At 50.3% G+C, this 20,733-nt stretch carries 26 protein-coding genes; 9 read left to right on the top strand and 17 right to left on the bottom strand.

Translation table 11 applies throughout. The features are described 5' to 3' along the window. Positions 1-80 precede the first annotated feature (80 nt). Positions 81-488 carry a hypothetical protein gene (locus ESP131_RS10565; protein ID WP_047395468.1) on the top strand — a complete coding sequence of 136 codons (408 nt, stop codon included), beginning with the start codon at positions 81-83 and terminating at the stop codon, positions 486-488. Positions 489-536: 48 nt separating this feature from the next. Here the strand turns inward: ESP131_RS10565 and ESP131_RS10560 are convergent, their stop codons facing one another. Together ESP131_RS10560 and ESP131_RS10555 are read right to left on the bottom strand one after the other, a co-directional pair. Then, positions 537-1,721 carry a hypothetical protein gene (locus ESP131_RS10560; RefSeq protein WP_069940686.1) on the bottom strand — a complete coding sequence of 395 codons (1,185 nt, stop codon included), beginning with the start codon at positions 1,719-1,721 and terminating at the stop codon, positions 537-539. Positions 1,722-1,742: 21 nt separating this feature from the next. Beyond that, complete coding sequence (locus ESP131_RS10555; RefSeq protein ID WP_047395471.1) at positions 1,743-2,339, bottom strand: DUF1129 family protein; 597 nt, start codon at positions 2,337-2,339, stop codon at positions 1,743-1,745. Between the two features lie 148 nt (positions 2,340-2,487). Between ESP131_RS10555 and ESP131_RS16670 the strand changes: the two genes are divergently transcribed. Beyond that, a complete protein-coding gene (locus ESP131_RS16670) occupies positions 2,488-2,634 on the top strand; it encodes a hypothetical protein (RefSeq protein WP_023468299.1) in 147 nt (48 codons plus the stop codon). 35 nt (positions 2,635-2,669) lie between these two features. Here ESP131_RS16670 and ESP131_RS10550 read toward each other — a convergent pair whose 3' ends face one another. The 4 genes from ESP131_RS10550 to ESP131_RS10535 are packed head-to-tail and all read right to left on the bottom strand — an operon-like array spanning position 2,670 to position 6,371. Then, the gene (locus tag ESP131_RS10550; RefSeq protein WP_069940685.1) at positions 2,670-3,461 is read right to left on the bottom strand and encodes a PP2C family serine/threonine-protein phosphatase; all 792 of its coding nucleotides are present in this window, start codon (positions 3,459-3,461) and stop codon (positions 2,670-2,672) included. 18 nt (positions 3,462-3,479) lie between these two features. Beyond that, the gene (locus ESP131_RS10545; RefSeq protein WP_069940684.1) at positions 3,480-4,400 is read right to left on the bottom strand and encodes an alpha/beta hydrolase; all 921 of its coding nucleotides are present in this window, start codon (positions 4,398-4,400) and stop codon (positions 3,480-3,482) included. Between the two features lie 34 nt (positions 4,401-4,434). Beyond that, positions 4,435-5,883: a PH domain-containing protein gene (locus tag ESP131_RS10540; protein WP_069940683.1), complete on the bottom strand. Its 1,449-nt coding sequence runs from the start codon at positions 5,881-5,883 to the stop codon at positions 4,435-4,437. Continuing rightward, positions 5,880-6,371, bottom strand: coding sequence for a PH domain-containing protein (locus ESP131_RS10535; protein ID WP_069940682.1), 492 nt, complete (start codon positions 6,369-6,371; stop codon positions 5,880-5,882). Before ESP131_RS10535 ends, ESP131_RS10540 begins: the two co-directional genes overlap by 4 nt. A 126-nt stretch (positions 6,372-6,497) precedes the next feature. On the opposite strand from ESP131_RS10535, the gene ESP131_RS10530 reads away from it, so the two are divergent. Next, on the top strand, positions 6,498-6,953 hold the full coding sequence (locus ESP131_RS10530; RefSeq protein ID WP_023468294.1) for a hypothetical protein: 456 nt from the start codon (positions 6,498-6,500) through the stop codon (positions 6,951-6,953). Positions 6,954-6,970: 17 nt separating this feature from the next. Here the strand turns inward: ESP131_RS10530 and ESP131_RS10525 are convergent, their stop codons facing one another. Then, positions 6,971-7,402, bottom strand: coding sequence for a MarR family winged helix-turn-helix transcriptional regulator (locus ESP131_RS10525; RefSeq protein ID WP_069940681.1), 432 nt, complete (start codon positions 7,400-7,402; stop codon positions 6,971-6,973). 108 nt (positions 7,403-7,510) lie between these two features. Here ESP131_RS10525 and ESP131_RS10520 point away from each other — a divergent pair, with 108 nt between their 5' ends. After that, complete coding sequence (locus ESP131_RS10520; RefSeq protein ID WP_069940680.1) at positions 7,511-7,933, top strand: organic hydroperoxide resistance protein; 423 nt, start codon at positions 7,511-7,513, stop codon at positions 7,931-7,933. Positions 7,934-8,065: 132 nt separating this feature from the next. On the opposite strand, the gene ESP131_RS10515 is transcribed toward ESP131_RS10520, so the two are convergent. After that, the gene (locus tag ESP131_RS10515; RefSeq protein ID WP_069940679.1) at positions 8,066-9,202 is read right to left on the bottom strand and encodes a Six-bladed beta-propeller, TolB-like protein; all 1,137 of its coding nucleotides are present in this window, start codon (positions 9,200-9,202) and stop codon (positions 8,066-8,068) included. A gap of 140 nt (positions 9,203-9,342) precedes the next feature. Between ESP131_RS10515 and ESP131_RS10510 the strand changes: the two genes are divergently transcribed. From ESP131_RS10510 to ESP131_RS10495, 4 genes are all read left to right on the top strand, one after another. Then, complete coding sequence (locus ESP131_RS10510; RefSeq protein ID WP_231925615.1) at positions 9,343-10,419, top strand: GTP pyrophosphokinase; 1,077 nt, start codon at positions 9,343-9,345, stop codon at positions 10,417-10,419. A gap of 71 nt (positions 10,420-10,490) precedes the next feature. Next, on the top strand, positions 10,491-10,934 hold the full coding sequence (locus tag ESP131_RS10505; protein ID WP_023468290.1) for a MarR family winged helix-turn-helix transcriptional regulator: 444 nt from the start codon (positions 10,491-10,493) through the stop codon (positions 10,932-10,934). Positions 10,935-11,006: 72 nt separating this feature from the next. Beyond that, positions 11,007-11,492 carry a tetratricopeptide repeat protein gene (locus ESP131_RS10500; protein WP_069940678.1) on the top strand — a complete coding sequence of 162 codons (486 nt, stop codon included), beginning with the start codon at positions 11,007-11,009 and terminating at the stop codon, positions 11,490-11,492. 85 nt (positions 11,493-11,577) lie between these two features. After that, the gene (locus ESP131_RS10495; protein ID WP_029341681.1) at positions 11,578-11,823 is read left to right on the top strand and encodes a hypothetical protein; all 246 of its coding nucleotides are present in this window, start codon (positions 11,578-11,580) and stop codon (positions 11,821-11,823) included. A gap of 94 nt (positions 11,824-11,917) precedes the next feature. Here ESP131_RS10495 and ESP131_RS10490 read toward each other — a convergent pair whose 3' ends face one another. Genes ESP131_RS10490 through ESP131_RS10470 form a run of 5 tightly spaced genes read right to left on the bottom strand, consistent with a single transcriptional unit; the run spans position 11,918 to position 16,075 of the window. Then, on the bottom strand, positions 11,918-12,793 hold the full coding sequence (locus ESP131_RS10490; protein WP_069940677.1) for a phosphotransferase family protein: 876 nt from the start codon (positions 12,791-12,793) through the stop codon (positions 11,918-11,920). A 50-nt stretch (positions 12,794-12,843) separates the two neighbouring features. After that, on the bottom strand, positions 12,844-13,401 hold the full coding sequence (locus ESP131_RS10485) for a guanylate kinase (RefSeq protein WP_029341679.1): 558 nt from the start codon (positions 13,399-13,401) through the stop codon (positions 12,844-12,846). Further along, positions 13,391-13,861 carry a hypothetical protein gene (locus tag ESP131_RS10480; RefSeq protein ID WP_023468285.1) on the bottom strand — a complete coding sequence of 157 codons (471 nt, stop codon included), beginning with the start codon at positions 13,859-13,861 and terminating at the stop codon, positions 13,391-13,393. Before ESP131_RS10480 ends, ESP131_RS10485 begins: the two co-directional genes overlap by 11 nt. Before the next feature lie 13 nt (positions 13,862-13,874). Beyond that, entirely contained in the window at positions 13,875-14,597 is a 723-nt protein-coding gene (locus tag ESP131_RS10475; RefSeq protein WP_064300967.1) for a glycerophosphodiester phosphodiesterase, read from the bottom strand. After that, positions 14,597-16,075, bottom strand: a complete 1,479-nt coding sequence (locus tag ESP131_RS10470; RefSeq protein WP_069940676.1) for a carboxypeptidase M32 — start codon at positions 16,073-16,075, stop codon at positions 14,597-14,599. Before ESP131_RS10470 ends, ESP131_RS10475 begins: the two co-directional genes overlap by 1 nt. Positions 16,076-16,230: 155 nt before the next feature. Between ESP131_RS10470 and ESP131_RS10465 the strand changes: the two genes are divergently transcribed. Beyond that, positions 16,231-16,851, top strand: coding sequence for a hypothetical protein (locus ESP131_RS10465; RefSeq protein WP_056061341.1), 621 nt, complete (start codon positions 16,231-16,233; stop codon positions 16,849-16,851). 51 nt (positions 16,852-16,902) lie between these two features. Here the strand turns inward: ESP131_RS10465 and ESP131_RS10460 are convergent, their stop codons facing one another. From ESP131_RS10460 to ESP131_RS10445, 4 genes are all read right to left on the bottom strand, one after another. Beyond that, positions 16,903-17,844 (bottom strand): sensor domain-containing diguanylate cyclase, encoded by a 942-nt coding sequence (locus tag ESP131_RS10460; protein ID WP_231925725.1) that lies wholly within the window; start codon positions 17,842-17,844, stop codon positions 16,903-16,905. A 20-nt stretch (positions 17,845-17,864) separates the two neighbouring features. Beyond that, positions 17,865-18,434, bottom strand: a complete 570-nt coding sequence (locus tag ESP131_RS10455) for a GNAT family N-acetyltransferase (RefSeq protein ID WP_069940674.1) — start codon at positions 18,432-18,434, stop codon at positions 17,865-17,867. Positions 18,435-18,470: 36 nt separating this feature from the next. Beyond that, positions 18,471-19,133, bottom strand: a complete 663-nt coding sequence (locus tag ESP131_RS10450) for a hypothetical protein (protein WP_156772509.1) — start codon at positions 19,131-19,133, stop codon at positions 18,471-18,473. 111 nt (positions 19,134-19,244) lie between these two features. Beyond that, positions 19,245-20,537 (bottom strand): globin-coupled sensor protein, encoded by a 1,293-nt coding sequence (locus ESP131_RS10445; protein WP_069940672.1) that lies wholly within the window; start codon positions 20,535-20,537, stop codon positions 19,245-19,247. Between the last annotated feature and the right edge of the window lie 196 nt (positions 20,538-20,733).

Here is a 20,733-nt window from a genome sequence, read left to right as displayed (position 1 = left end):
CTCTCGACACATCCTTAAGTAGGGTGTGTTTTTTGATGTAGATTAGTATACTCAAAGAGGAAAATAAAGGAGGAACCTTGATGTTGAAACGATTACTTGCCGTCATCTTGACCACCACCCTCGTTTGCACCGTCCTAGCATACATATCCTATACACCGCTCCGAGATCAGGCATCGGATACGATGTATGAATCATTCCGGTCAACATTTTTGTTTTATGTCTTAGTGGCATTGCCGATCATCCTGCTGTCCGGCTTCTTACTCGACTTTATCATCGGCATGATCATCAACCGATCATCGACGACATTAGCGTATGTGCCGACAGTCCTCGGTTACGGAGTGTACGGCATCGTGATTGCGAGCCTGCTCATCGTACTGACGACGAAGGACGCATTTGATCTGCCACTTTCTTTTACGATCGCTGGTCTGACAGCCATGATCTATTACAGCCTGTCCGTCGTCTTTAATCGACTGACACCAACACATTAAAAACGACCAGGTACGTCTGCTCGAGCGCGGACATACCTGGTCGTTTATTTATTCTGCTTCCGTTCGTTCAATCGTGACGACACCTGGCGGACGATGCGGGAAGGTCAACGTCAGACCGGCAAAGCGACAAATATCATCTTCGTTCGGTGCCCGGTGCACCCAATCAATCGTCTCTTGTCGTGCTAGCGCGTGGCGAATCCGGTTATCGGCTTGTGTACGCGAGATGCCGCGGCAGTCGACGTTCGTGATATACGTCGCTTCGTCCGACTCGATCTGTTGCCAAATCCCGAGGATCAGTTGACCAATCGGACTGACGGATTGACCATCCGGTTCTTCACTGCTGACGGCATCATCGAGCATTTCGATGACAGCGTCACAGGACTCACCGGAAGCGAGCAACCGCGTCGACCCTTGTTGTAGAATCCGATATCGCGTTACACCGTTCTCGAGCCACAAGCGCTGTGCGAATGGATTGACCGGAACACCGTGGAAAAATGTCTGCGTCCCGCGCCAAGCAAAACCAAATGATGGGTCGTACGCCCGAATCGTTGCCATCGCCCGTTCATGGAAATTAGCGATCGTTTGTCGTTCCGTTTCCAGTAAGGTCCGGATTGCGTTCTCGTCCTCTAACAATACCGACCGTGTTGTCACGGTGAATAATTCCGATTCCGGTAAGCGGTGTGGGGACAAAATCGTTCCGTCGAAGCGATAATCGTTCGCCGGACGTCCAGTACGCCCAACGGATAAACGCCACGTCCGTTCTTCCGGCATGAAGGCATAACTTTGATGGGCGAAAGGTGGCGCGACGAACAGTCCCGGAAACGGATCGAACGTTTCGACTCGCAGGACGTCACCGTCATACCAGCACTCTTCGATCAGACGGACGAGCCGTCCGACGGGTGCATTACGGTCCGTCAGGTAACGACCGGTATTCGCGTGAAATCCGAGCAGGAACTCGCGCTCTTCTTCCTGGAAGGTCACCATCAAGAGTTGGAACAACGAGGCGATCTGTTGCTCGACGAGTTGTGAATCCTCCTCCGTCTCTGCCTCAAAGGCGATCATCTTCCAACCGGACCGCTCATACAGATGGATCGTCACCGGAAAGAACAGGAAGGCACCATGTGTCGCTTCGAGTTTGACCATATCTTGCATCGCTAGGCGTTCTGTCAGTAAGGAAAAACCCATTCGTTCGAAATGATCTTGCAGCCGTCGTTTCCAATGTGTGAACTCCACGCAATCCTCTCCTCTCGCGAATTATGCGCCGCGCTTTCGTAACGGATTCTTTGACCAGTAGATGTAGAGACCAACGAGTCCTGCGATGCCGATGATATAGGACGGCGTGCCGCTGACTTGAATCAAGACGTCCGGTGCCGGGAAGACCGTCACGAGCAGTGCCTTGTAGGTTGAAAAAAGAATGAAGCTGATGACGAATTGAATCCACACCCGCGGTTTGACTTGTTTAATCTTCGGTGCCGTGATGACCTGTGACATCGCGTCGATCAAAAATAGCGCGATGATCGAGAAGAATAAGTAATCAATCAAAGCGAATTGGAACAATCCATCGATCCCTTCGATGAAGATGAACATCAGGATCGACGAGACATAGTTTCGCGTCCAGCGTTTCTGCGTCTCCATCCGGTGCCGCTGCGGTAACTCGGCGATCATCTGGTCGAGACGTGCCTCGACGGATAGACCGTGAATCTCTTCGAATGGACGTTGTTTCCGCTGGGCTTCATAGATATCTGCCCGCAGACGGTCTTCAATCTCCGTCCGGTCCGGTTCTGCGACATTCAGGTTCAAGCGTGGTAAAACGTTTTCTAATTGACGTGTGTTGGCTTTCGTTAATTTCAATCGATTTCCCCCTTTTTCATGTTTAAGTATACTGGGTTTTTGGGAAAAATACGTAGTGGAAGTAAAAGATTGCTTGACGAAACGATGAAGAATGTTCAGAATTATTAAAATATAGTGTCGGAATCAGACAGAAAGGACGTGCCGGACCATGCGTCAAACATTGACGAGCGCCGCCTTGATCACCTTGCTGACAAGTGCGGGCATCGCCTTCCCGTTGGCTGAAGCGAAGCCACCCGTTGACCAAGAACCGGTCGAACTCGATCAGCAACAGGAACAAACGCCTGAAACAGAATAACAGTAACCCGCGCTCATGCAGGAGCGCGGGTTATTTCATGTATCACTTGGTTGGGTGACGCGTTCGTCAATCGTGACGGTCCACGTGACGACCGTCGTGCTGTCACGAACGCCCTGTACTTCGATCGTCGAGAGGAGTTTAGCAATACCACCTGATCGTAAAGTGTCCTCTATCTGCTTCGGTTCAGCATACGGTGTTCCCGGGCACTCGAGCAAACCATCCGTCGTCACGAACAATCGGTTGTCCCCTTGCCGCAACTCGCGGACGCCTCGTGTGTAACTCGGCACTGGTAACGCAAAGGTGTTCGCGCGTCCGATCCATTCATAGAACTGCCGCTCATTCAAAGCAGCTTGTCCCATCTTCATCAAATCTGGATGAAACAGATACAAGACGACGTCACCGACGGAGAACCACCAGATGAAACGTCCTTTGCGGACGGCGATCAAACAAGCGGTTTCCCCTTGCAACATCGCACACGCCGCTAAAAAGTCCGGGTCTTGAAGTAGATCCAGCACGGTCGTCTCGATTCGTCGGAATGCTTCCGTAAGTGGTGCATCAAGATCAGTCCGAATACGCGACTCGTGTTGTGCCAACTGCTGTAAGACAAGTGCTGCACTATCCGCTGTCTTATGAGCGTCTAAGACGACGGTCATCTCCCAATCGTCGCCGATCAAGATGGCAGCCCCGTCTTCGTTTTTATATTGACCGCTTCTTGAGCAGCCTCCGAATCGACCGAGCGTCACCCGACCAATCTGGTCAATCTGCTTCGTGTCGACGAATGGTTCGTCGGATCCGACCCAGTAGTAGGATGGATGTGTCGTCTGCATGCATCAGTCTTCCCTTCTTTACATCTCCCGCAAGTACGGTTGCAAGAATAAGCGTAATCGTTTTTCGTAGTTATCCGGGTCCATCGTATACGTCTCGTCATGATCGGCATCGCGAACCGGATACAATTGTTTTAATCCCGTTTTTGCTTGATACAGTTCGTACATCATCCGAACCGGAACGAGTTCGTCCTTCATTCCATGAATGAACATCGTCGGAACTCGACTCTTCGTTGCTTGACGGGTCACCGAGACGTCGCCATAAAAGAAATCTTGCTCGCCTTTGTTCCACATGCTCGCGACCGTCAGAGACGGCAGTGCCGGGTAAAGGATTTGTTCATCTGCGAGTAGACTGAACCAGTCGTCGAGTCGGGCGTAAGCTCCTTCAGCAACGATCGCCCGGACTTGTGTCGGTACGGTCTCGCCAGAAGCGAGTAAGACGGTCGCTGCGCCGACACCGAGTCCGTGATAGACGATCCGTGTATCGTCTCCGTTTTCAGCAAGCAGGCGTTTCGTCCATTCCAAGACATCCAGTCGATCGAGCCAACCGTAGTTCCGGACGCCACCGCTTCGATCCTGCCCACGCCGTTCGATGAGTAAGACATTGAAATTAGCCTCATGGTAATAACGGGCAAGCGCATAAACACCGGTCTGTGAAAACATCATCTCATCCGGAACGAGGAGGACCGTCTGTTTGCTACCGTCAACCGGTAGATAACGACCGAAACGGACGAGCCCGTCCTTCGACCATTGCTGTGTCTCGCTTGTTTGTTTGAACCATGTCTCGTCTTTCGTCACCTGTCCGTCCGTTCTCGTCGTCTTCAGAATCGGAGAAGCGTCCGACTGACCGATCAATGTTTCTTGCATCCGGTATCCATCATAGACGATGAACAGTAGCAGACACGTGACGAGCAACACGATGCCGATTCCCCATTTGCGCATGTGCTTCGCTTCCTTTCCGACAGTGAGTCTTTCCTTATTCGTCGTCGGTTTTCACTTCCCCTGCTAACGGGGTCGAAAGGAACGATTGTTTATACCAGCGCTGTAAGGTATCGATATCCGTTCGTTCAAAATAAAGCGCGTTAAAAGCAGTATTGCCCCGTAGTTGAATCTCAATCCGGGCAATCTCCTTTGCTTCGAGCCAGCGAGAAACGGACCAGGTCAATTCCTCGATTTTCAGTCGTGGCGTATAGACGGTCTCTTTTTGGACCCATTGTTTGCGTAACATCAAGAGATCGTGACCGGTTCCGAAACGGGTCTTTCGGTAACCGCTGCGCACAGCGAAGTAATAGAACGGTAACCAGATGAACAGAAGCAAGATCAAGAAGCGCCATGAGGAATCAAGGACGATGATGACGACACTGCTCAGTGCCGTAAACAACAGCGCATAACCGAGTAACGGCCAACGAACCCGGTAGCGAAAACCGATCGGTGCGACTTCATGCTGCGGACTGAACTGTCGAAAGCGCGGTAGATACGTCGCCAGAAACGGATCAATCTCGTTCGTCCGGATGAACGGATGGAGCAACAGTCGCTCCTTTTCTCCGGTCGCCGAGATGATGTGTAAGGACAGACTCGCTCGACCGATCAAACGCTGAATCCAGCTTTCCTGAATGACGAGGGCTTGAATCTTGTCAGCATGAAACGCGACCTCGGTCCGGTTCAACATTCCGTACCCGATCAACAATCGGTTGTGTTGCAAGACGGCACGGTACGAACCGTATTTCAAGATATAGACGATGATCGAGCCGATGTAGATGACGAGTAAGACGAGTACGCCAAGCCCCGTCAAGACGAACAATGATAAATGCGCGAGTTCCGAGAACAGTCGATCGACATAACGTTCAATGAACTGATCGATGAATTGATAGGCGGTCCCGATCCCGACGAGCGCCAGTCCGACGCGTCCAGACAAGGCACCGGCTAATGCCAAATCACGGACAGGGATCGTATAGGCGACTTCCGCCTGTTGTTCTTCGACGACGAGTTGCCCCTCGTTTTTGATCGACGATTTCAGTTCTTTCGCAAAATCAAGACGGATTCCCTTTAGTTCGACTTCCGGTGTTCCGCTCTCGGACGACGTCTCGACGGTCAACGTCGCAAGACGCAGCAGTCGTTCGATGACATTTTGCTGGATGCCGATCGACTCGATCCGTTTACGTTGCGTCGTCCGTTCACTTTTTTGGAAAATCCCTTTGCGGACCCGAATCGTTTCGGCATCAATCGTGAACGTATAAAAATACCAGGAGGCGATCCCGTATAAGAGGACGAACACAATCCCGACACTGATCCCGATCCACGTATAGGTGTTGATCTCGCCTTTACGGATCGCATTTAAAATCAAGGCGGCGAACGGAATCAGGAGCGAGCGGATGATCGAGATACTCGACATCACGATGAACAGCGGGTGGACGCGCCGGGTCATAACGATTCCTCCTCCCGCTCCTCGAGTTTCGCGAAGCGTTCGACTTGTGTGCGTAGCGCGTCTCCTTGCGCACGATCGAGTCGTGTCAACGTGACGAATCCGGATGCCGTTCGAATATCCAGTGTGATCAAATCATAGCGACGCAGGATTGGTCCCGTTTGGCTATCGATCAATTGCACCTTGACGAGCGGCACGGTGACTTCGCGGCGGAAGAAGATGCCGTTGCGGACGACGAGAAATTCCTCATCGATGCGATAACGCATATACTTCAAGCGAAGAACGGGTATGTAGACGATACGGGGAATGAAATAGATCAGCCAAAGCAGACCGACGATGCCCATCCACCAGGGTGTCAGGTCGAGCCACATGACTTGAGTGATCGTCGTTCCGATCAAAATGACGGCGATCAAGCCGTGTAACGGCAACAATCCGAGCCGTTCTGCTCGAATCGATCGTTGTGGCAATGTATGCCATTGTACAGTAGACATCAATAAACACTTCCTTTCGTTTCCATTTACGGTTAAAAACGTCGCTTGGTTTCAGACAGCGGTTGACATTTTGTTTGATTTCATCGCATATATAGAAGTGAAGAACTGTAACACCAAGGAGGAACCATGTTAACTTTTGAAGAAAAACTACGAATTATCGAGACCTTCCCACAACTCGTCCGAAAAGATGTCTCGCTGAAGCGCGTCAATTTCCAATTCCCGGACAGTCAGTATGAGAAGAAGAATCTCGTCTATCATTTGCATCCGAACGGGAACGGCTTCGTCTATGCCGCTGGTCTACCAGGTTATGAAACGGACGAAAAAGGGTTCGTCAACATCCGTGAATTCTCAGAGCCTGCTTTAATTCTCTTATTAGAAGATGCAATCAAAGCACTCTCGACGGTCCAATCGGTCGAAACACTCGAAGAAACATGGGTCAACGATAATCAGTTCGAATTAACGTTGCTCAATGAAGACATCGACACGTGGCTCGTCTATGCTGGTGATCTTTTAGACGGTGCATTCAACTCGTATAAGGAAGCAGCGAACTATCTTGAAGAAGAAGGTTTCCGCCGTAAATAAGACAATGAGCGATCCGGTTAATCCGGGTCGCTCATTTTCATGACGAGACGATTCAGTGCCGCTTTGACGACGCGCAAGTCTTCTTCGTCAACGTCGAGTGTCCGGACGAGATCAAGCGGAATGGTCTCTGCTTGTTTCCGTAATGCACGACCGGCATCCGTCAAAAAGATCTGGATGTGCCGTTCGTCTTCCGGCTTACGGACGCGTCGCAACAAATCTGCTGCTTCGAGTTTCTTTAGTAACGGCGTTAAAGTACCGGAGTCAAGATGGAGCCGTTCGCCGATGGCTTTCAGCGATTGTCCCTCCTCCTCCCAGACGACGAGCATGACGAGATATTGTGGATACGTCAGACCGAGGGGTTCAAGTAACGGACGATAACGACGCGTGATCTCACGCGAAATCGCATAAAACGGAAAACAGAGTTGTTCATCTAAAGCTAACGGGTTCATAAAAAATTCCTCCTATCGTGAGCAAACGAGTTGCATTTCGATTTAAATTGTATACAATCTAATTGTAAGCTACTTATTTGAATCTAACAACGAAAGGGAGTTACACACATGAAACCAATGTTCACATCATCTGCAACAGCTGTCGGAGGTCGCGACGGACGCGTCGTATCGGAGGACGGAATCCTTGACATCGCTCTCGCAATGCCGGTACCAGGATCGAAAAAACAAGCCACAAACCCAGAACAACTCTTTGCTGCAGGATATTCTGCTTGCTTCGACTCTGCCTTGAACATGGTCGCTCGCAAACAAGGAATCAAACACGATGGCAGTGAAGTCACAGCACACGTGACATTAAACGAAGCAGCTGACGGATTCATGCTTTCAGTCGAACTCGATGTTCTCGTCCGCGGGATCTCAGAAGAAGCTGCGGCTGAACTTGCGAAAGTCGCGCATACGGTCTGCCCTTATTCGCGTGCAACTGCTGGAAACATCCAAGTTGACGTCTACACACGTACAACTGACACAGAATAAGTGTAGCATTTCTTGCCAGTCTGAGGTTTACTCTCGACTGGTTTTTATTTTTTGTACTAATTTCGGTAGTTGAAATAATTTTATTCTAGATGATAAACGGTTGCTCTCACGAAAAGAACAACCGCTCTTTTTTTATAGTTGATGGACCGATAAGATGACGAGTTCCCCGGATACGGTGACATAATAGGCATCCTCGAACCGATAGCGTTCATTGTGTTCTGCGTCATAGACCGTGACCATTGGTTCCGCGTCGTCTCCGATCGCTTCGTGTAAATAGAAGCGTCCACGTAAGACACGTTCGAACGGTTCCTTATCGAGGAATCGGGCACCGTTGCGTAAATTGATCACTTCATGATGGTGCTCGGACCGGTCATTGACGATGAAGATCGTCGACTCAACGTCATCGTACGTGAAGTCGAGCGGTTCATAGTCACTCCACTGAATCCGGGCAACCTCTTCGACACTCGCTTCCGTATCAATCCGGTAAAAGATTTCTTCGTTTAGACGATCGGTATAGGCACTGAAGATCAGATGCCCTTCCTGTTCCCCGAGATACTGAACGGTATCCCCTTCCCCTTCTAACTTCAACAAGGTTGCGAACGATAAGTGCTCCATACCGCGTTCGATTTCCTCGATCAAGGTCGGCAGTGGGGCAATTAACAGACTTTCCGAGTGGTCGATCGGATCTTCCGGTGAGATGACACCACTTTCAAGGGCGTCATAGAACGAGAACTCATCGAGCCGAGCGTTACAGACGATGTACTCCTTGTCTTCGAGCGTGACGAGAAAGAAATAGAGTTCCCGGTAATTCTCCGTCATTCCGTAGAGCCGTGGATCGAGAATCGTCTGCCGCGATTCATCCTTGACGTCATACAAAAACGCAGACGTCGTATCGGTCGTTTGCAAGAATACGAGATAGTTCTCATTGAGCACCCAGTAGAGCGTCAAATCCCCTTCGACATAAAACGACGCAATCTGCTCCCGTTTACCGGACAAGAGATCGATGACGAGCACTTCCGTCTCCCCGCCCTGCTCTTGCGTATGTTCATTCAAACAATAGACTCTTCCGTGCCGCACGAACGGTCGGGTTGGTCCGTGATCCGTCAAGGCTTCTGGCGTTAGATCGACCTGTTCCTGATCTTCAAGATCATATCGGCTGATGTGGTAACGGGCGTCATCAAGACGACGTCGAAAATAAATCGACGATGGTGTGACATGCAAGACATCCATATGATCGGCGGGTAAAGCACGGGCATCCACTATTTCCATGATTAATCTCCTCCCGGACACGTACTACTTGTCTTTTTCCCACGAATCGTACTGCTTCAAACAGGGTCTTGCTGTGCGTTTAACGAAGCAGAGTGCTACAATATGGCTAGATGACTACAGGATGAGGAAGGTGCGAAACGGTGCAATCACAAGATTTAAATACGATGATGCTCGAATATGTCAACGATAAGGAAGAATACGATGCCTACGCCGACAAGTTGAAGATGCTCTTGTCCGAGTTGCTGGACGCGGCAGGCATCAAATACCACTCGATCGTCGCCCGGACGAAGGACTCCGAGAGTCTGTATCAAAAAGTCTTACGGCAACCGAACAAATACCGTTCACTCAAGGACGTCCATGACTTGACCGGGATTCGGATCGTCACTTATTTCCATGACGACGTCCGGGAAGCGGCACGCATCATCGAGAATGAGTTCGCGATCGATCGCGATCAATCGGTCGATAAGTCGACGTTGCTCGATACGACGGAATTTGGTTATCTCTCGGTCCACTTCGTCGCTTCACTCAGCGATCAGCGGCTAGCCCTGAGCGAGTATGGACGTTTTAAAGACTACACGGCTGAGATCCAGATTCGCTCGATCCTGCAACACGCGTGGGCGGAGATCGAACATGATCTCGGATATAAAAATCCGAACAGTGTCCCAGCAGAAGTCCGGCGCAGCTTCAGTCGGGTGGCAGGATTACTCGAGATCGCCGATCAGGAGTTCGTCAACATCAAGAAACAGTTAAAACAATTTGAAGACGAGACCGTTCAACAAATCTTGTCTGACCCCCATCAAGTCCGGATCACGGCAGATAACTTGAACTACTTCATCGATCACTCCTCGGTCATCAACGAGCTCGATAAACGACTCGTTACATCGCAGATGATGCTCGATTCCGATCAACAACTGATCAACGAACTGATTCGGATGTTCCATTATGTCGATATCCGGACGTACGGAGAGTTGATTGAAGCGGTGACGACACACAGTCCGCTCGCCTTACGCTGTGCGAAGGTCATGCCGAATCCGTTCCTGCCTCGTCAAGGAATCGGTATCGCCTATATCTGCATGGCGCTGACGATCGCTGGCGAAGATACACACCGGATCGACTACTTCTTCCGCCGCTTCTATCCAGAACTGCGCAACGTCGAAGAAATCGTCGCCCAAGTCGCTCGCGTCGTCGAAACAGATGATTCAAGAGAAAAATATTGATTAAACTAAAATTTTTCACTATACTAAATCACGAGTGAAAGAAACTACGGTATAGAAAGAGTGAACGATACATGGCAACTACACTAGAAGTAGCACAACGCGATCAGTTGATCGTTGATACGGAAAAAGGATTACGGATGAACTACCGCGCGATCAAAAAGGACGTGCGTAGCATGTTCACGACGTACTTGACACGCAATGAGTTCTTCATCTTGAAGTCCCTTTGTGCGAACAGTCCGCAAATCGCCTCTGCCCTCTCGCAGGAGTTTCAATTCTCAGCGAGCATGATCACGGCATTAGCAGACGAATTGACGAAAAAAGAGTTGATCTCGCGTGAGCGAAGTGAACTCGATCGTCGTGTCGTCGAACTCCGCGCCACTCCAAAAGGCATCGAGCTCTATGAAAAACTCGAATCGATGAAGATGGATTACCTCGCAGACGTCTTCGAGGACTTCTCGGATCAGGAACTCGAACTGTTCCGGACGCTCTTAACGAAGCTTGAAAAAACAATCTAAGCTGTTCAATCGAACGGATCCGGTCAGGACGACCGGGTCTGTTTTTTAGTTTATAAATGAGGAGGAAACGCGATGTTTGATTTCGAATCGGTGCAACAGTTACGACAGACGGGGCAATATGAAGCAGCGAAGGCAGTCGTCCGTCAGTATGTCGAGACGGCACCTAACGACCCGACCGTCCTCTATCAGATGGCGTGGTGTCATGATAGTCTCGGTGAGGAACATGCTGCTGTTCCCTATTATGAACAAGCACTAGCGCTCGGTCTTGCAGGTGAGGACCGCCTGCAGGCATATATCGGGCTCGGCAGTACATATCGTGTCATCGGTCAGTTCGAAGTTGCGTCAGACGTGTTCCATCGTGCGTTAATTGAATTTCCGAACGCCCACGCCCTGCAAGCCTTCCTTGCGATGACGGAGTACAATCTCGGTCAAGCCGATCAGGCGGTCGGTCGGTTGCTAAAGAGTATTGCTACGACGTCGTCGGACGCCTCGATCCAGACATTTGACCGAGCAATCCGTTATTATGCCGATCATTTGGACGAGATCGTCAAAGAATGAACGGCAACGGTTGACGAGTGCTCGTTTTGCACAGCATAATGTAACAGCCAAGCGGACTCGCTTTTGGCAGGAAAGGAAGTTAAGGATGTCATCAAAAAAAGTATGGACAGTAGAAGGTTACGAAGAACAAGGACAAGAAAAACACGGCAAGGCAAGCAAGTCAGAGACCTATACGACTGAAGCCGATGCTAAGAAAGCTGCTAAAAAGATGGCGGATCAAAATGATCATCTCGACGTCTACGTCATTTATACGAGTACGGTAAACGGTAAAACAGAAGAACGATTCTTCAATTCGAACGGCAAGTATAGTGAAGAAGGCTTCGAGTGGTAAGTATCGCTTCGAATATATGATTCAGACCAAACATGATGCGTTCGTTTCTCAGTCAAGAGAGACGAACGCATCATGTTTTTGTTGTCCTTGCTGTTCAAGTCTCATACCAAAGCGGGATGTCCCGCTGAAATCCAGCATGATCCTGAATGATTCGCTGGACACGTCGTTGCATCGCCTCCAACCCGTCTGCATCGAACCGCTTCGCCCAGACGAGTGCCGAGAAGACGACCATTGCCATGTAAAGACTATACATTCGCCAAAAGTCGGACGGTACTTCGTTCTCGAAATACCCTTCAATCATGTGACGGGCAAATAGCGGACTCGTCTCGACCTGAAACAGACCACATTTGACGAAGTCATGCCACGGATCGCCATAATCATGGTTCCCGTAATCAAGGAAGGCGGAAAGATGCCCATCCTCGACAAGGAGATTATCGAGATGAACGTCATCATGTTGCAATCGATTCGGACGTGCCTGAAGTAACGGAATCCGCTCGCTAATGAATCGATCCAGACGCTCGATCCACGTTGGCTCAAGCAACCCATCAATCGCCGCGCGATAGCGATCGTGTTTCGCCTGACAACGTTCGCTCCATGACGTTATTCCGCTCGGTGCGGTGACGTCATGAATGCGTCTCAACGCTTGCCCTGTCTCCTGACCGAGTCGGGGCGCTAATTCCGGTGACTCCTCGAGCACACTTCGAACGGTTTGTCCGGGGAGGTACGGATAGATACCGTAAGCAGTCGTTGCGGTCCGTCCGGTCGCTAGCGGTAAGGCATGAGACAATTCTGCTTGTTTTGGAATCGCTAAAGCGGCTTCTCGTTCAAATTGACGACTAGACGGGTCCGTCACGACCTTGACGATGTAGTGCGCTGTTGCTGTCTTGACGGACCAGACGGCTTGGCGCGATCGTCCAGATAACTGTCTTTCGCTCTCAACGTTCGTGAGTAAGGGATGCGTAGGTAGCATGGAGACTCCTTTCTGAAACCAAAAAGAGGACGCATCTTGCGTCCTCTTCGTCATGCCTGTGGAATGTAGCCAGCAATGATCTCAAGCAGATCGGCATACGCTGTCTCAAAATCGATGTTTTCAATCATATAATCATAATGATCGCGGTCTTTCCACGCTTCCTCGTAATCGACGAGTCGCGCTTCAAACTCCGGTGTATCCCCGCGCATCAACAGTCGTTCCTTCATCAAGTCGGGTGGGACCGAGACGAAAATCGTGATCACTTGGTCGCCAAACAAACGCTTGAAGTTCGCCGCCCCTTTCGGATCAATGTCCTTGATGACGATTTGATCCTGTTCGAGGACATCGACATACGCTTGACGCGGTGTCCCGTACCACGCCCGGTGGACGTGGGCGTATTCGATGAAGCCGTCGTCTTGGATCAATTGTTGGAACGTCTTGACGTCGACGAAATGATAGCTTGCTCCATCAATCTCCGTCGGTCGTTTCGGTCGGGTCGTCACCGACGGGATGAACCGGACGTGCGCGTATTCCGTCCGCAGACGTTTGATCAGGGAGGACTTTCCGCTGCCCGATCCACCAATCAAGAGAATGATTTTACCTGACATCGTTTTCCCCCTGTTGTTGTGTCGTGAAGTAACCTGTAAAGCGAAGAGCGAACTGTTCCAGTTCACTATCGACGACCGTTCCGTAAATCGGTCGGATGACGATTAAATAGCGTTCGTACGAGATGATCCGGGATGTCTCGTTTCGTGTCATCTGGACTTGTTCTTCCGGATAACTCTCGACGTAATACCAATCGACCGCAATTCGTTCATCGGATGGGGTCTCATAGATCCAGGTCACCGTCGTTCCATCTGCAGGAAGGGTGCTTTTCAAGGTGAAGCGCTGAATCTGCTTCAGTTCCCGTTTCGCTGACGCAAGTCCTGCCTGATAATCCGCAGGGCGCATCGGTGTCGTTGTCACTTGCTTCGGTTTTGGTTCCGGCAAGCGGGCAAAGCCAAGCTGAAGTCCGACGAATAAAGCGACGAGCGACAAACTGATGACGAATACGTATTCCTTGCGCATCCCTTCCTCCTCCTCATCCTTCGAGTGTATCGCGCATCCCTTTTGGATCATTGACGATGACGGCGTCGACGCCGATCCGCTGCATCTGCCGGACATCCTCGACCGTCTTCGGGGTATAGACCCGGACCGTGACGTCTTGCGCATGAGCGAACGCGACGTCCGCTTCCGTCACCCGTCGATAATCGGGATGGATCCCGGTCGCACCAATTCGGAGGGCTTGTTCTTCCGGATGATAGATCGGATACGGATAGAGAATCGCCGTCTCGACGCTTGGGTCGAGCTTCCGGATCAAGGCAACCGAATAATGGTTGAACGAACTGAATAACAATCGGTCGGTCGCGATGCCGTGCGCTGCACAGCGTTCAAGGACATACGCTTCAAGCCCGTCATAGCGGATCGTATCCGTCTTCAGCTCGATGTTGAGCCGCAGGGTCACTGGTGCAAGGATTGCGAGGACTTCGTCAAGCGTCGGAATCTTCGTCTTGATCGGTTCCCCTTTGAATCGTGCTCCAGCATCCAGCGCCTGCAGTTCGGCAACCGTCATGTCGATGACGCGCCCCTTCCCGTTCGTCGTCCGGTTGACGGTCTCATCGTGAATGATGACACCGACACCGTCCTTTGAGAAATGGACATCGAATTCGACCCCATCGACGTCGTCTTCAATCGCAGCAGCGATGGCTTCGAGCGTGTTCTCCGGAAAACGGTCACTGACGCCGCGGTGTGCAAACCATAACATCAGAGTGCCTCGACGACACGCGTGTATTTCTTCGTCAAGTAGTTGACGAGTGGTGCGACAGAGATCGATTGACCCGTTGCTGCTTCGATCAGTTCAGCAGGTGTCTTCGATTTCCCGTGACGGTGGATGTTCTCTTTCAGCCAGCCTTTAATTGGAGCGAGTGTTCCCGCCGCGATTAGACCATCGACGTTATCGACGTCACGACGAAGCGCTTCGTTCAGCTGTGCCGCATAAACGAGACCGAGCGCGTAACTTGGGAAGTAACCGAACGAGCCACCTGACCAATGGACGTCCTGTAAGACGCCTTTTGCGTCACTCGGCACATCCACACCGAGATACTCTTTATAGAGGCGGTTCCATTCTTGCGGAAGATCCTTGACTTCGAGCTCTTTCGTCATCAAGCGTTTTTCCAGCTCATAGCGGATGATGATATGAAGCGCATACGTCAATTCATCGGCTTCGATCCGAATCAGTGACGGTTTGACTTCATTGACCGCGGCATAGAACCGTTCGAACGGGACGTCAGCCAGTGATGGGATCGCTTGTTGCAAGCCGTGATAGCGAGCTTCGAGGAAGCCTTGGTTACGTCCGATGAAGTTCTCAAAGAACAGCGATTGTGATTCGTGAATCCCCATCGAAGCGCCGTCACCGAGACCGAGTGAATCGAGTTCCGGTTCGATGCCTTGCTCATACGTCGCGTGTCCGGCTTCATGCATCGTGCCGAAGACAGAGTTCCGGTAGTCGTTCTCATCGTATTTCGTCGTGATGCGTGCGTCCTTCCGGTTGATCGTCGTCTGGAACGGATGGACCGTCTCATCCAAGCGACCAGACGTGAAGTCATAGCCGATATCGAGGAGCCACTCTTGGTTCAAGGCGATCTGTGTCTCGCGGTCCGCTGACCAGTCAAGCGTCGGGAAGTCTTTTCCTTCGAGCTGACCGAGCAAACCGATGATCGCTTGACGGAGTTCCGCAAACAATGGATCGAGTGTCGCGACCGTCATCCCAGGTTCATAGTCATGCAGGAGCGCGTCATACGGGTGCGCGTCATAACCCCAATACTCAACAAACTGGCGCTCCATCGCGACGATTTTCTCGAGGTATGGTTCAAACATCGACCAATCATTCGCGTCCTTCGCCTTTTCCCAGACGCTCTCTGCCTCAGAGATCAACGTGATGAACGTTTGATACTCGGCTTCTGGAATCTTCGAGTCGCGATCGAATGCTTCTTTTGCTTTCGCGAACGAGATCGCTTCGATGCCCGTCAGCGTCTCTTGCTCCATCGCTGCCAGTAATTGTTGGTACGTTTTTCCTGTCCGGCGACGGAAGCTCTCTGTTGAGAGGAATCCGATTGAAGCGGAACGGTTCGCTGCACCTTGATCCGGCATGTATGTCCGCATATCCCAGTATAGTAATGCGACGGCTTCTTCGTATGCGCGAAGACCATCAAAATGGTCGCGCCATTGTTGTGTCGTTGACATGATTAGAGACCCCCTTGAAGTATGTAACAGTGTAGCATTTTTAGCATATCACAAAATGTTCAAAACTTTCACACACGAATGATTTTTGAAACTTTTCCCGTCAGATGAGCGTATAATGAACATACGATCAAGCAGAGCGAAAGGAAGTGGCAACAGTGAAGACAGACGCTGAGTTAGCCGATTTGATTCAGTTGAAAGAAACGGGACCGGTCTGTACGATCGAACATCTCCCAAAAGAGCTCGACTGGATCGGCACCGGTCGTAGCGCCTATGTATTCCGGGTTCGTGGCACCGACCGCGTCATCAAGAAGTTCTATCCGTCATTTCGTCCTCTCGCTGAGTTAGAAGGCGGCATTTATGAACAACTGACGACGTTTTCGACGTATGCGAGGATGTTCGAATATGGACCCGATTACCTTGTGCTCGAATACATCGAGGGACAAACGTTATTCGAATGCCTCGTCAGCGGGACCTATATTCCAGAATCCGTCTTAACGACTGTCGATGCAGCGCTAGCAGAGGCACGCGCCGTAGGTCTTAATCCATCAGATATTCATCTACGCAATATTTTGTTAACGGCAAATGGAACACGGATCATCGATGTCGCAAGGTTCCGTCAAACCGAACCGTGTACACAATGGGATGATTTGAAGAAAGCCTACCAGTATGTCTATGCAAAACCGTTCTTCCCGAAAAAACTGAGCGAGACGTTCCTCAATACGATCGCTGATGTCTATAAGGGACGCTTGTTCGAATCGATTCGAAAGACCGGTTAATTGAAAACGCGATGCTCCTACTTGTGAGGAAACATCGCGTTTTTTCGTTGATTATTGGATGCGATGTGAGACAGCATCCGCAAAACGAAACGTATTCTTACCGTCTTTTTTTGCGGCATATAACGCACGGTCTGCATGTTGAATGATCGTTTTTAGCTTAATGGTTTCATCATCAAATAGCACGATCCCGATGCTGGTCGAGACAGCGTATGGCGTCTGCCATGTTCCAAGTTTCTGAAGGAGCTGCTGCGCAATTCGTTCGTACTCCTTTTTCGTCCTCTGATGGGTGAAACGAATCAAGAACTCGTCTCCTCCGATACGGACAGAAAACGCGTCTTTATAAGAACGTGTACTATCCTGTAGTCGTTTCGCGACGTCGATCAAGACTTTGTCGCCGGTCTCATGCCCATACACGTCGTTCACTTGCTTGAATCCGTCGAGATCAAGATAAAACAGCGCACCGGAATGTTGCTGTTCCGTTTCCCACTGTCTCGTCAAATAACGTCGGTTATACAATTGTGTTAGCGTGTCCTTCCAAGCAAACTGTTCGAGCTCAAGGTAATACGAAAACAGTTTCGCGATCCGTTGGAGAAGTTGAATGCTTTTCTCTTCGAATTGACTTGCTTCATCATGGACAGCGCACAACGTACCAAAGGTTTGACCATTCGTTAAACTGATTGGAATCCCGAGATAGGACTCGATCTGTAGCGCTTTTAATGTGTCCTGCATATCTTCTAAGCGCTCGTCATCGCTGACGGATTCATACCAGATGGGCTCGTTCTGTTCAAAATTGATGTGACGACATAGTGTCTGTTCCATCTCGAACACTTGTCCTGCCCGAATCTCGATTCGTCGATGATTGTTCGAGAGCCGTAAAATCATTTGTTGGTCTTCTTCGATTGTCGTTAAATACAACAATTGATCAGGTAGAATCTCTTTCGCTAATTCCAATACATCATCTGCCAGTTCGTCAAAATTTCGATACAATGTCACTTCTTGCAACGTATCACACCTCATTCGTTATGTAAGTCATATGTTTCACGAAGCAACCCATAGATCGCACAATCCTTATACTCCCCTGCCGCGTTGCGGATCATCGCCCGTACCGTTCCTTCTTGAATCATGCCGACCTTCTGCATGATCCGTCCGGAAGCTGGATTGTCGATATTATGGGCGGCAGAAATCTTATGGATCTGCATCTCTTGAAAACCGAAGGCAAGGACGGCAGCTAACGCCTCACTACCGTATCCGTTATTCCACCAGTCGAATCCGATGCAATAGCCGACCTCACAGTGATCCGTCGCCGCATCAAAAGCGAATAGATCGATGACACCGATCAACGTCCCACTGCGCTTCTCTTCCATCCCCCAGTAGCAAAAGGTGTCCTCTTCGTAAGAAGCGAGGATTTCCATTACGCGTGCCTTCGTTTGCGCCATCGTCTCGTGTGGTCCCTTGATCAAATGGCGCATGACACGATCGTCCGATAACCAGTTCTGAAACATAGCTTCCGTGTCAGCCAGTTGGATCTTCCGTAATCGTAGTCGTTCAGTCTGTAATGCTGGACTTCCTTGAAATTGAATCATAATAGTTCCTTTTTCAATTAGGTATTTGAAATAAAATCACTTCGAATAAACAAGTCGAAAGACGATCATACTGGCGACGGCTAGGAGACGTTCATTCGTGTCACAGTCAAAGACGAGTCGCGCCCCGTGTCGTGACCCCGTCGCGATACAATCCCCGTTTTGATAGACGCCGATTTTTCGCGTAAGCGTCGAGGACCGAATCTGATACTCCTGATCGGCATACGAGACGAGTAAGACTTCTTGCAGCTGCAGTTGCTGACGCAGTGCCGCATCGGTGCGGATTGTTCCGACATCGCGTCCGTCTTTACGAATCACAAAATGTGTCGTATTGCGGAGCCACTCCGTCCTTGTCTCTTTAATTTGTAATTGTTCCCCGTCTCCTTCGAACGTCACGTCAAGGAAAAATGATTCGAACTTTTCGAAGCGCGCAAGGATTGCCTGCCACCACGTGGCGTAACGACGTGAGAACGTCAGCCATCGTTCATGCGCGAGAAAGACCGTATTCGTCTTTCGGCTCGCCCGGTCTGCTAAGCGAACGGATATCCCCTCTTCTACTCCCCGATAACGTAAATCGCGCCGGATTTCCCACCATTCAATCCCACCGGTCAAGAAAGCGACACCCATTAAACCGAGTAAGGCATAGAACTCCCGTGGAGCGAGATCACCTGCTATCACGTAATTTCCTACAAAAGCGATCATACATACAAAAATCAATCCAAGACTTTTCATCATGAATCCTTCACACCTCCACTTTCTTTTTTCCATAAAACGACAAAAAAATCCTCCTTTCCCGTAGAAAGGAGGGATCACTTATAAGGTTGCTGCGACTTCTTGTAAGTCATCCGCTGTCTCAGCAATCGCTTCTGCAATCTTACGCATGCCTTCGATCGTGCCGGCGACATCCTTCGTATCGGTCGATAGTTCATGAATTTGCCGCGAGACATTGTCGGTCTGTTCCGAAATCCGTGAGAAGGCACGGACGACTTGTTGCATCTCTGTCGTCGTCCGGACGACCGCTGTCTCCGTCGTTCCCATCCGCTCTGAGACGACGAGCATCTTTTGTGTAATCTCTTGGGCGATCCGCGACGTCTCTGTTGCCGACTGTTTACTCTCTTCGGCAAGCTTCCGAATTTCTTGCGCAACGACAGTGAACCCGCGTCCCATCTCCCCGGCACGTGCCGCTTCGATCGAGGCGTTCAAGCTGAGAAGGTTCGTCTGATCAGAAATCGTCGTCACCATCCCAGCGATCCGTTCGATTTCCTGCGACAGACGGGACAGTTCAGCGACTTGTTCGGTCGTCCGTGATAAATCTGCAACGACATGTTCAAAGCGACGTGTCTCCTCTTCGACGAGGACGACACCCGCTTCTGCTTCACTGACCGCTTCCGTCAACTGGATCGAAATCGCGTTTGTCGTCGTTGAGACGTGTTTGGCGTGCCGTTCAATCTCCTGGAAGTTCGCTGACGACTCCTCACTCATCGCAGCGAGTTCCTCGGTCGATTTTTGAACGCCATCCCCGACGTGTTGTTTTGCTGTCGCGATCGCTTGGCGTTCTTCATCGATTTGATCCTCATACATCGTCATGACGATTTGTTGTTCGAGATTGAAGAGTTTGCCCGCTGCCCGCATGATTCGGACGCGCTCTGCTTCCGGCCAAGCACTGTCGTCAATCTTCTCACTGAGAACGTTCCAGACTTTTTGGAATGCGGCAATATACCATTTATTATGCAAACCGATTTGAACATGCCGCTCAGCGATTCGGCGCCGAGCTTCGATGTAGTCCATTGTCACCTGACCATCGAACATTTGCAGGATGTGCCGAGCGAGGGTGCCTTTCAATCGTTCGAGTGTCGAATGCTGTTCAATCAACTGACGGAGAGACGGAACCCGGACCAGCTCCTCGTAGAACGCATCGACCATGCTCGGCATCCAACTGGATACATCTTCGCGGATGACTCGTGCAATTTGTAAATCGATGGCGTGTAGACCGATTAGACGTAATTGTTCATGTAAGGATGCTGGAACATTCAATATGACATGCGTGTGTTCGACTTCAATGAGCGCTTCAAAGGAAGGTGATGCTGATTTCGCGAACCATTTCATATGCTTCTCTCCCTCGTTTATTTGTGAACTTCATTCCTTATATCGTCTCGAACTTCTAACAATTGAATGGAAAATCACAATAATTATGTATAACCTTGAACGTTTGTTGATTAAAGAGACCACTTTCCTGAGCATCTAGTAGATATACTCTCGCTTTATCGCCAAATCTTATCGATTCGCGAGCTCGTCGGTCTGG

The organism is Exiguobacterium sp. U13-1, assembly GCF_001750115.1.
GTDB classification, from domain to species: domain Bacteria; phylum Bacillota; class Bacilli; order Exiguobacteriales; family Exiguobacteriaceae; genus Exiguobacterium_A; species Exiguobacterium_A acetylicum.
Note: the sequence above shows the minus strand (reverse complement) of the source record. Positions and strands in the feature narration are given on the sequence as shown.

Excerpts from the sequence above, each read along its gene's own strand:
- ESP131_RS10565 (WP_047395468.1), top strand. The coding sequence starts at position 81 with ATGTTGAAACGATTACTTGCCGTCATCTTGACCACCACCCTCGTTTGC.
- ESP131_RS16670 (WP_023468299.1), top strand. The coding sequence starts at position 2,488 with ATGCGTCAAACATTGACGAGCGCCGCCTTGATCACCTTGCTGACAAGT.
- ESP131_RS10550 (WP_069940685.1), bottom strand. The coding sequence starts at position 3,461 with ATGCAGACGACACATCCATCCTACTACTGGGTCGGATCCGACGAACCA.
- ESP131_RS10545 (WP_069940684.1), bottom strand. The coding sequence starts at position 4,400 with ATGCGCAAATGGGGAATCGGCATCGTGTTGCTCGTCACGTGTCTGCTA.
- ESP131_RS10540 (WP_069940683.1), bottom strand. The coding sequence starts at position 5,883 with ATGACCCGGCGCGTCCACCCGCTGTTCATCGTGATGTCGAGTATCTCG.
- ESP131_RS10535 (WP_069940682.1), bottom strand. The coding sequence starts at position 6,371 with ATGTCTACTGTACAATGGCATACATTGCCACAACGATCGATTCGAGCA.
- ESP131_RS10530 (WP_023468294.1), top strand. The coding sequence starts at position 6,498 with ATGTTAACTTTTGAAGAAAAACTACGAATTATCGAGACCTTCCCACAA.
- ESP131_RS10525 (WP_069940681.1), bottom strand. The coding sequence starts at position 7,402 with ATGAACCCGTTAGCTTTAGATGAACAACTCTGTTTTCCGTTTTATGCG.
- ESP131_RS10520 (WP_069940680.1), top strand. The coding sequence starts at position 7,511 with ATGAAACCAATGTTCACATCATCTGCAACAGCTGTCGGAGGTCGCGAC.
- ESP131_RS10515 (WP_069940679.1), bottom strand. The coding sequence starts at position 9,202 with ATGGAAATAGTGGATGCCCGTGCTTTACCCGCCGATCATATGGATGTC.
- ESP131_RS10505 (WP_023468290.1), top strand. The coding sequence starts at position 10,491 with ATGGCAACTACACTAGAAGTAGCACAACGCGATCAGTTGATCGTTGAT.
- ESP131_RS10500 (WP_069940678.1), top strand. The coding sequence starts at position 11,007 with ATGTTTGATTTCGAATCGGTGCAACAGTTACGACAGACGGGGCAATAT.
- ESP131_RS10495 (WP_029341681.1), top strand. The coding sequence starts at position 11,578 with ATGTCATCAAAAAAAGTATGGACAGTAGAAGGTTACGAAGAACAAGGA.
- ESP131_RS10490 (WP_069940677.1), bottom strand. The coding sequence starts at position 12,793 with ATGCTACCTACGCATCCCTTACTCACGAACGTTGAGAGCGAAAGACAG.
- ESP131_RS10485 (WP_029341679.1), bottom strand. The coding sequence starts at position 13,401 with ATGTCAGGTAAAATCATTCTCTTGATTGGTGGATCGGGCAGCGGAAAG.
- ESP131_RS10480 (WP_023468285.1), bottom strand. The coding sequence starts at position 13,861 with ATGCGCAAGGAATACGTATTCGTCATCAGTTTGTCGCTCGTCGCTTTA.
- ESP131_RS10475 (WP_064300967.1), bottom strand. The coding sequence starts at position 14,597 with ATGTTATGGTTTGCACACCGCGGCGTCAGTGACCGTTTTCCGGAGAAC.
- ESP131_RS10470 (WP_069940676.1), bottom strand. The coding sequence starts at position 16,075 with ATGTCAACGACACAACAATGGCGCGACCATTTTGATGGTCTTCGCGCA.
- ESP131_RS10455 (WP_069940674.1), bottom strand. The coding sequence starts at position 18,434 with ATGATTCAATTTCAAGGAAGTCCAGCATTACAGACTGAACGACTACGA.
- ESP131_RS10450 (WP_156772509.1), bottom strand. The coding sequence starts at position 19,133 with ATGATCGCTTTTGTAGGAAATTACGTGATAGCAGGTGATCTCGCTCCA.
- ESP131_RS10445 (WP_069940672.1), bottom strand. The coding sequence starts at position 20,537 with ATGAAATGGTTCGCGAAATCAGCATCACCTTCCTTTGAAGCGCTCATT.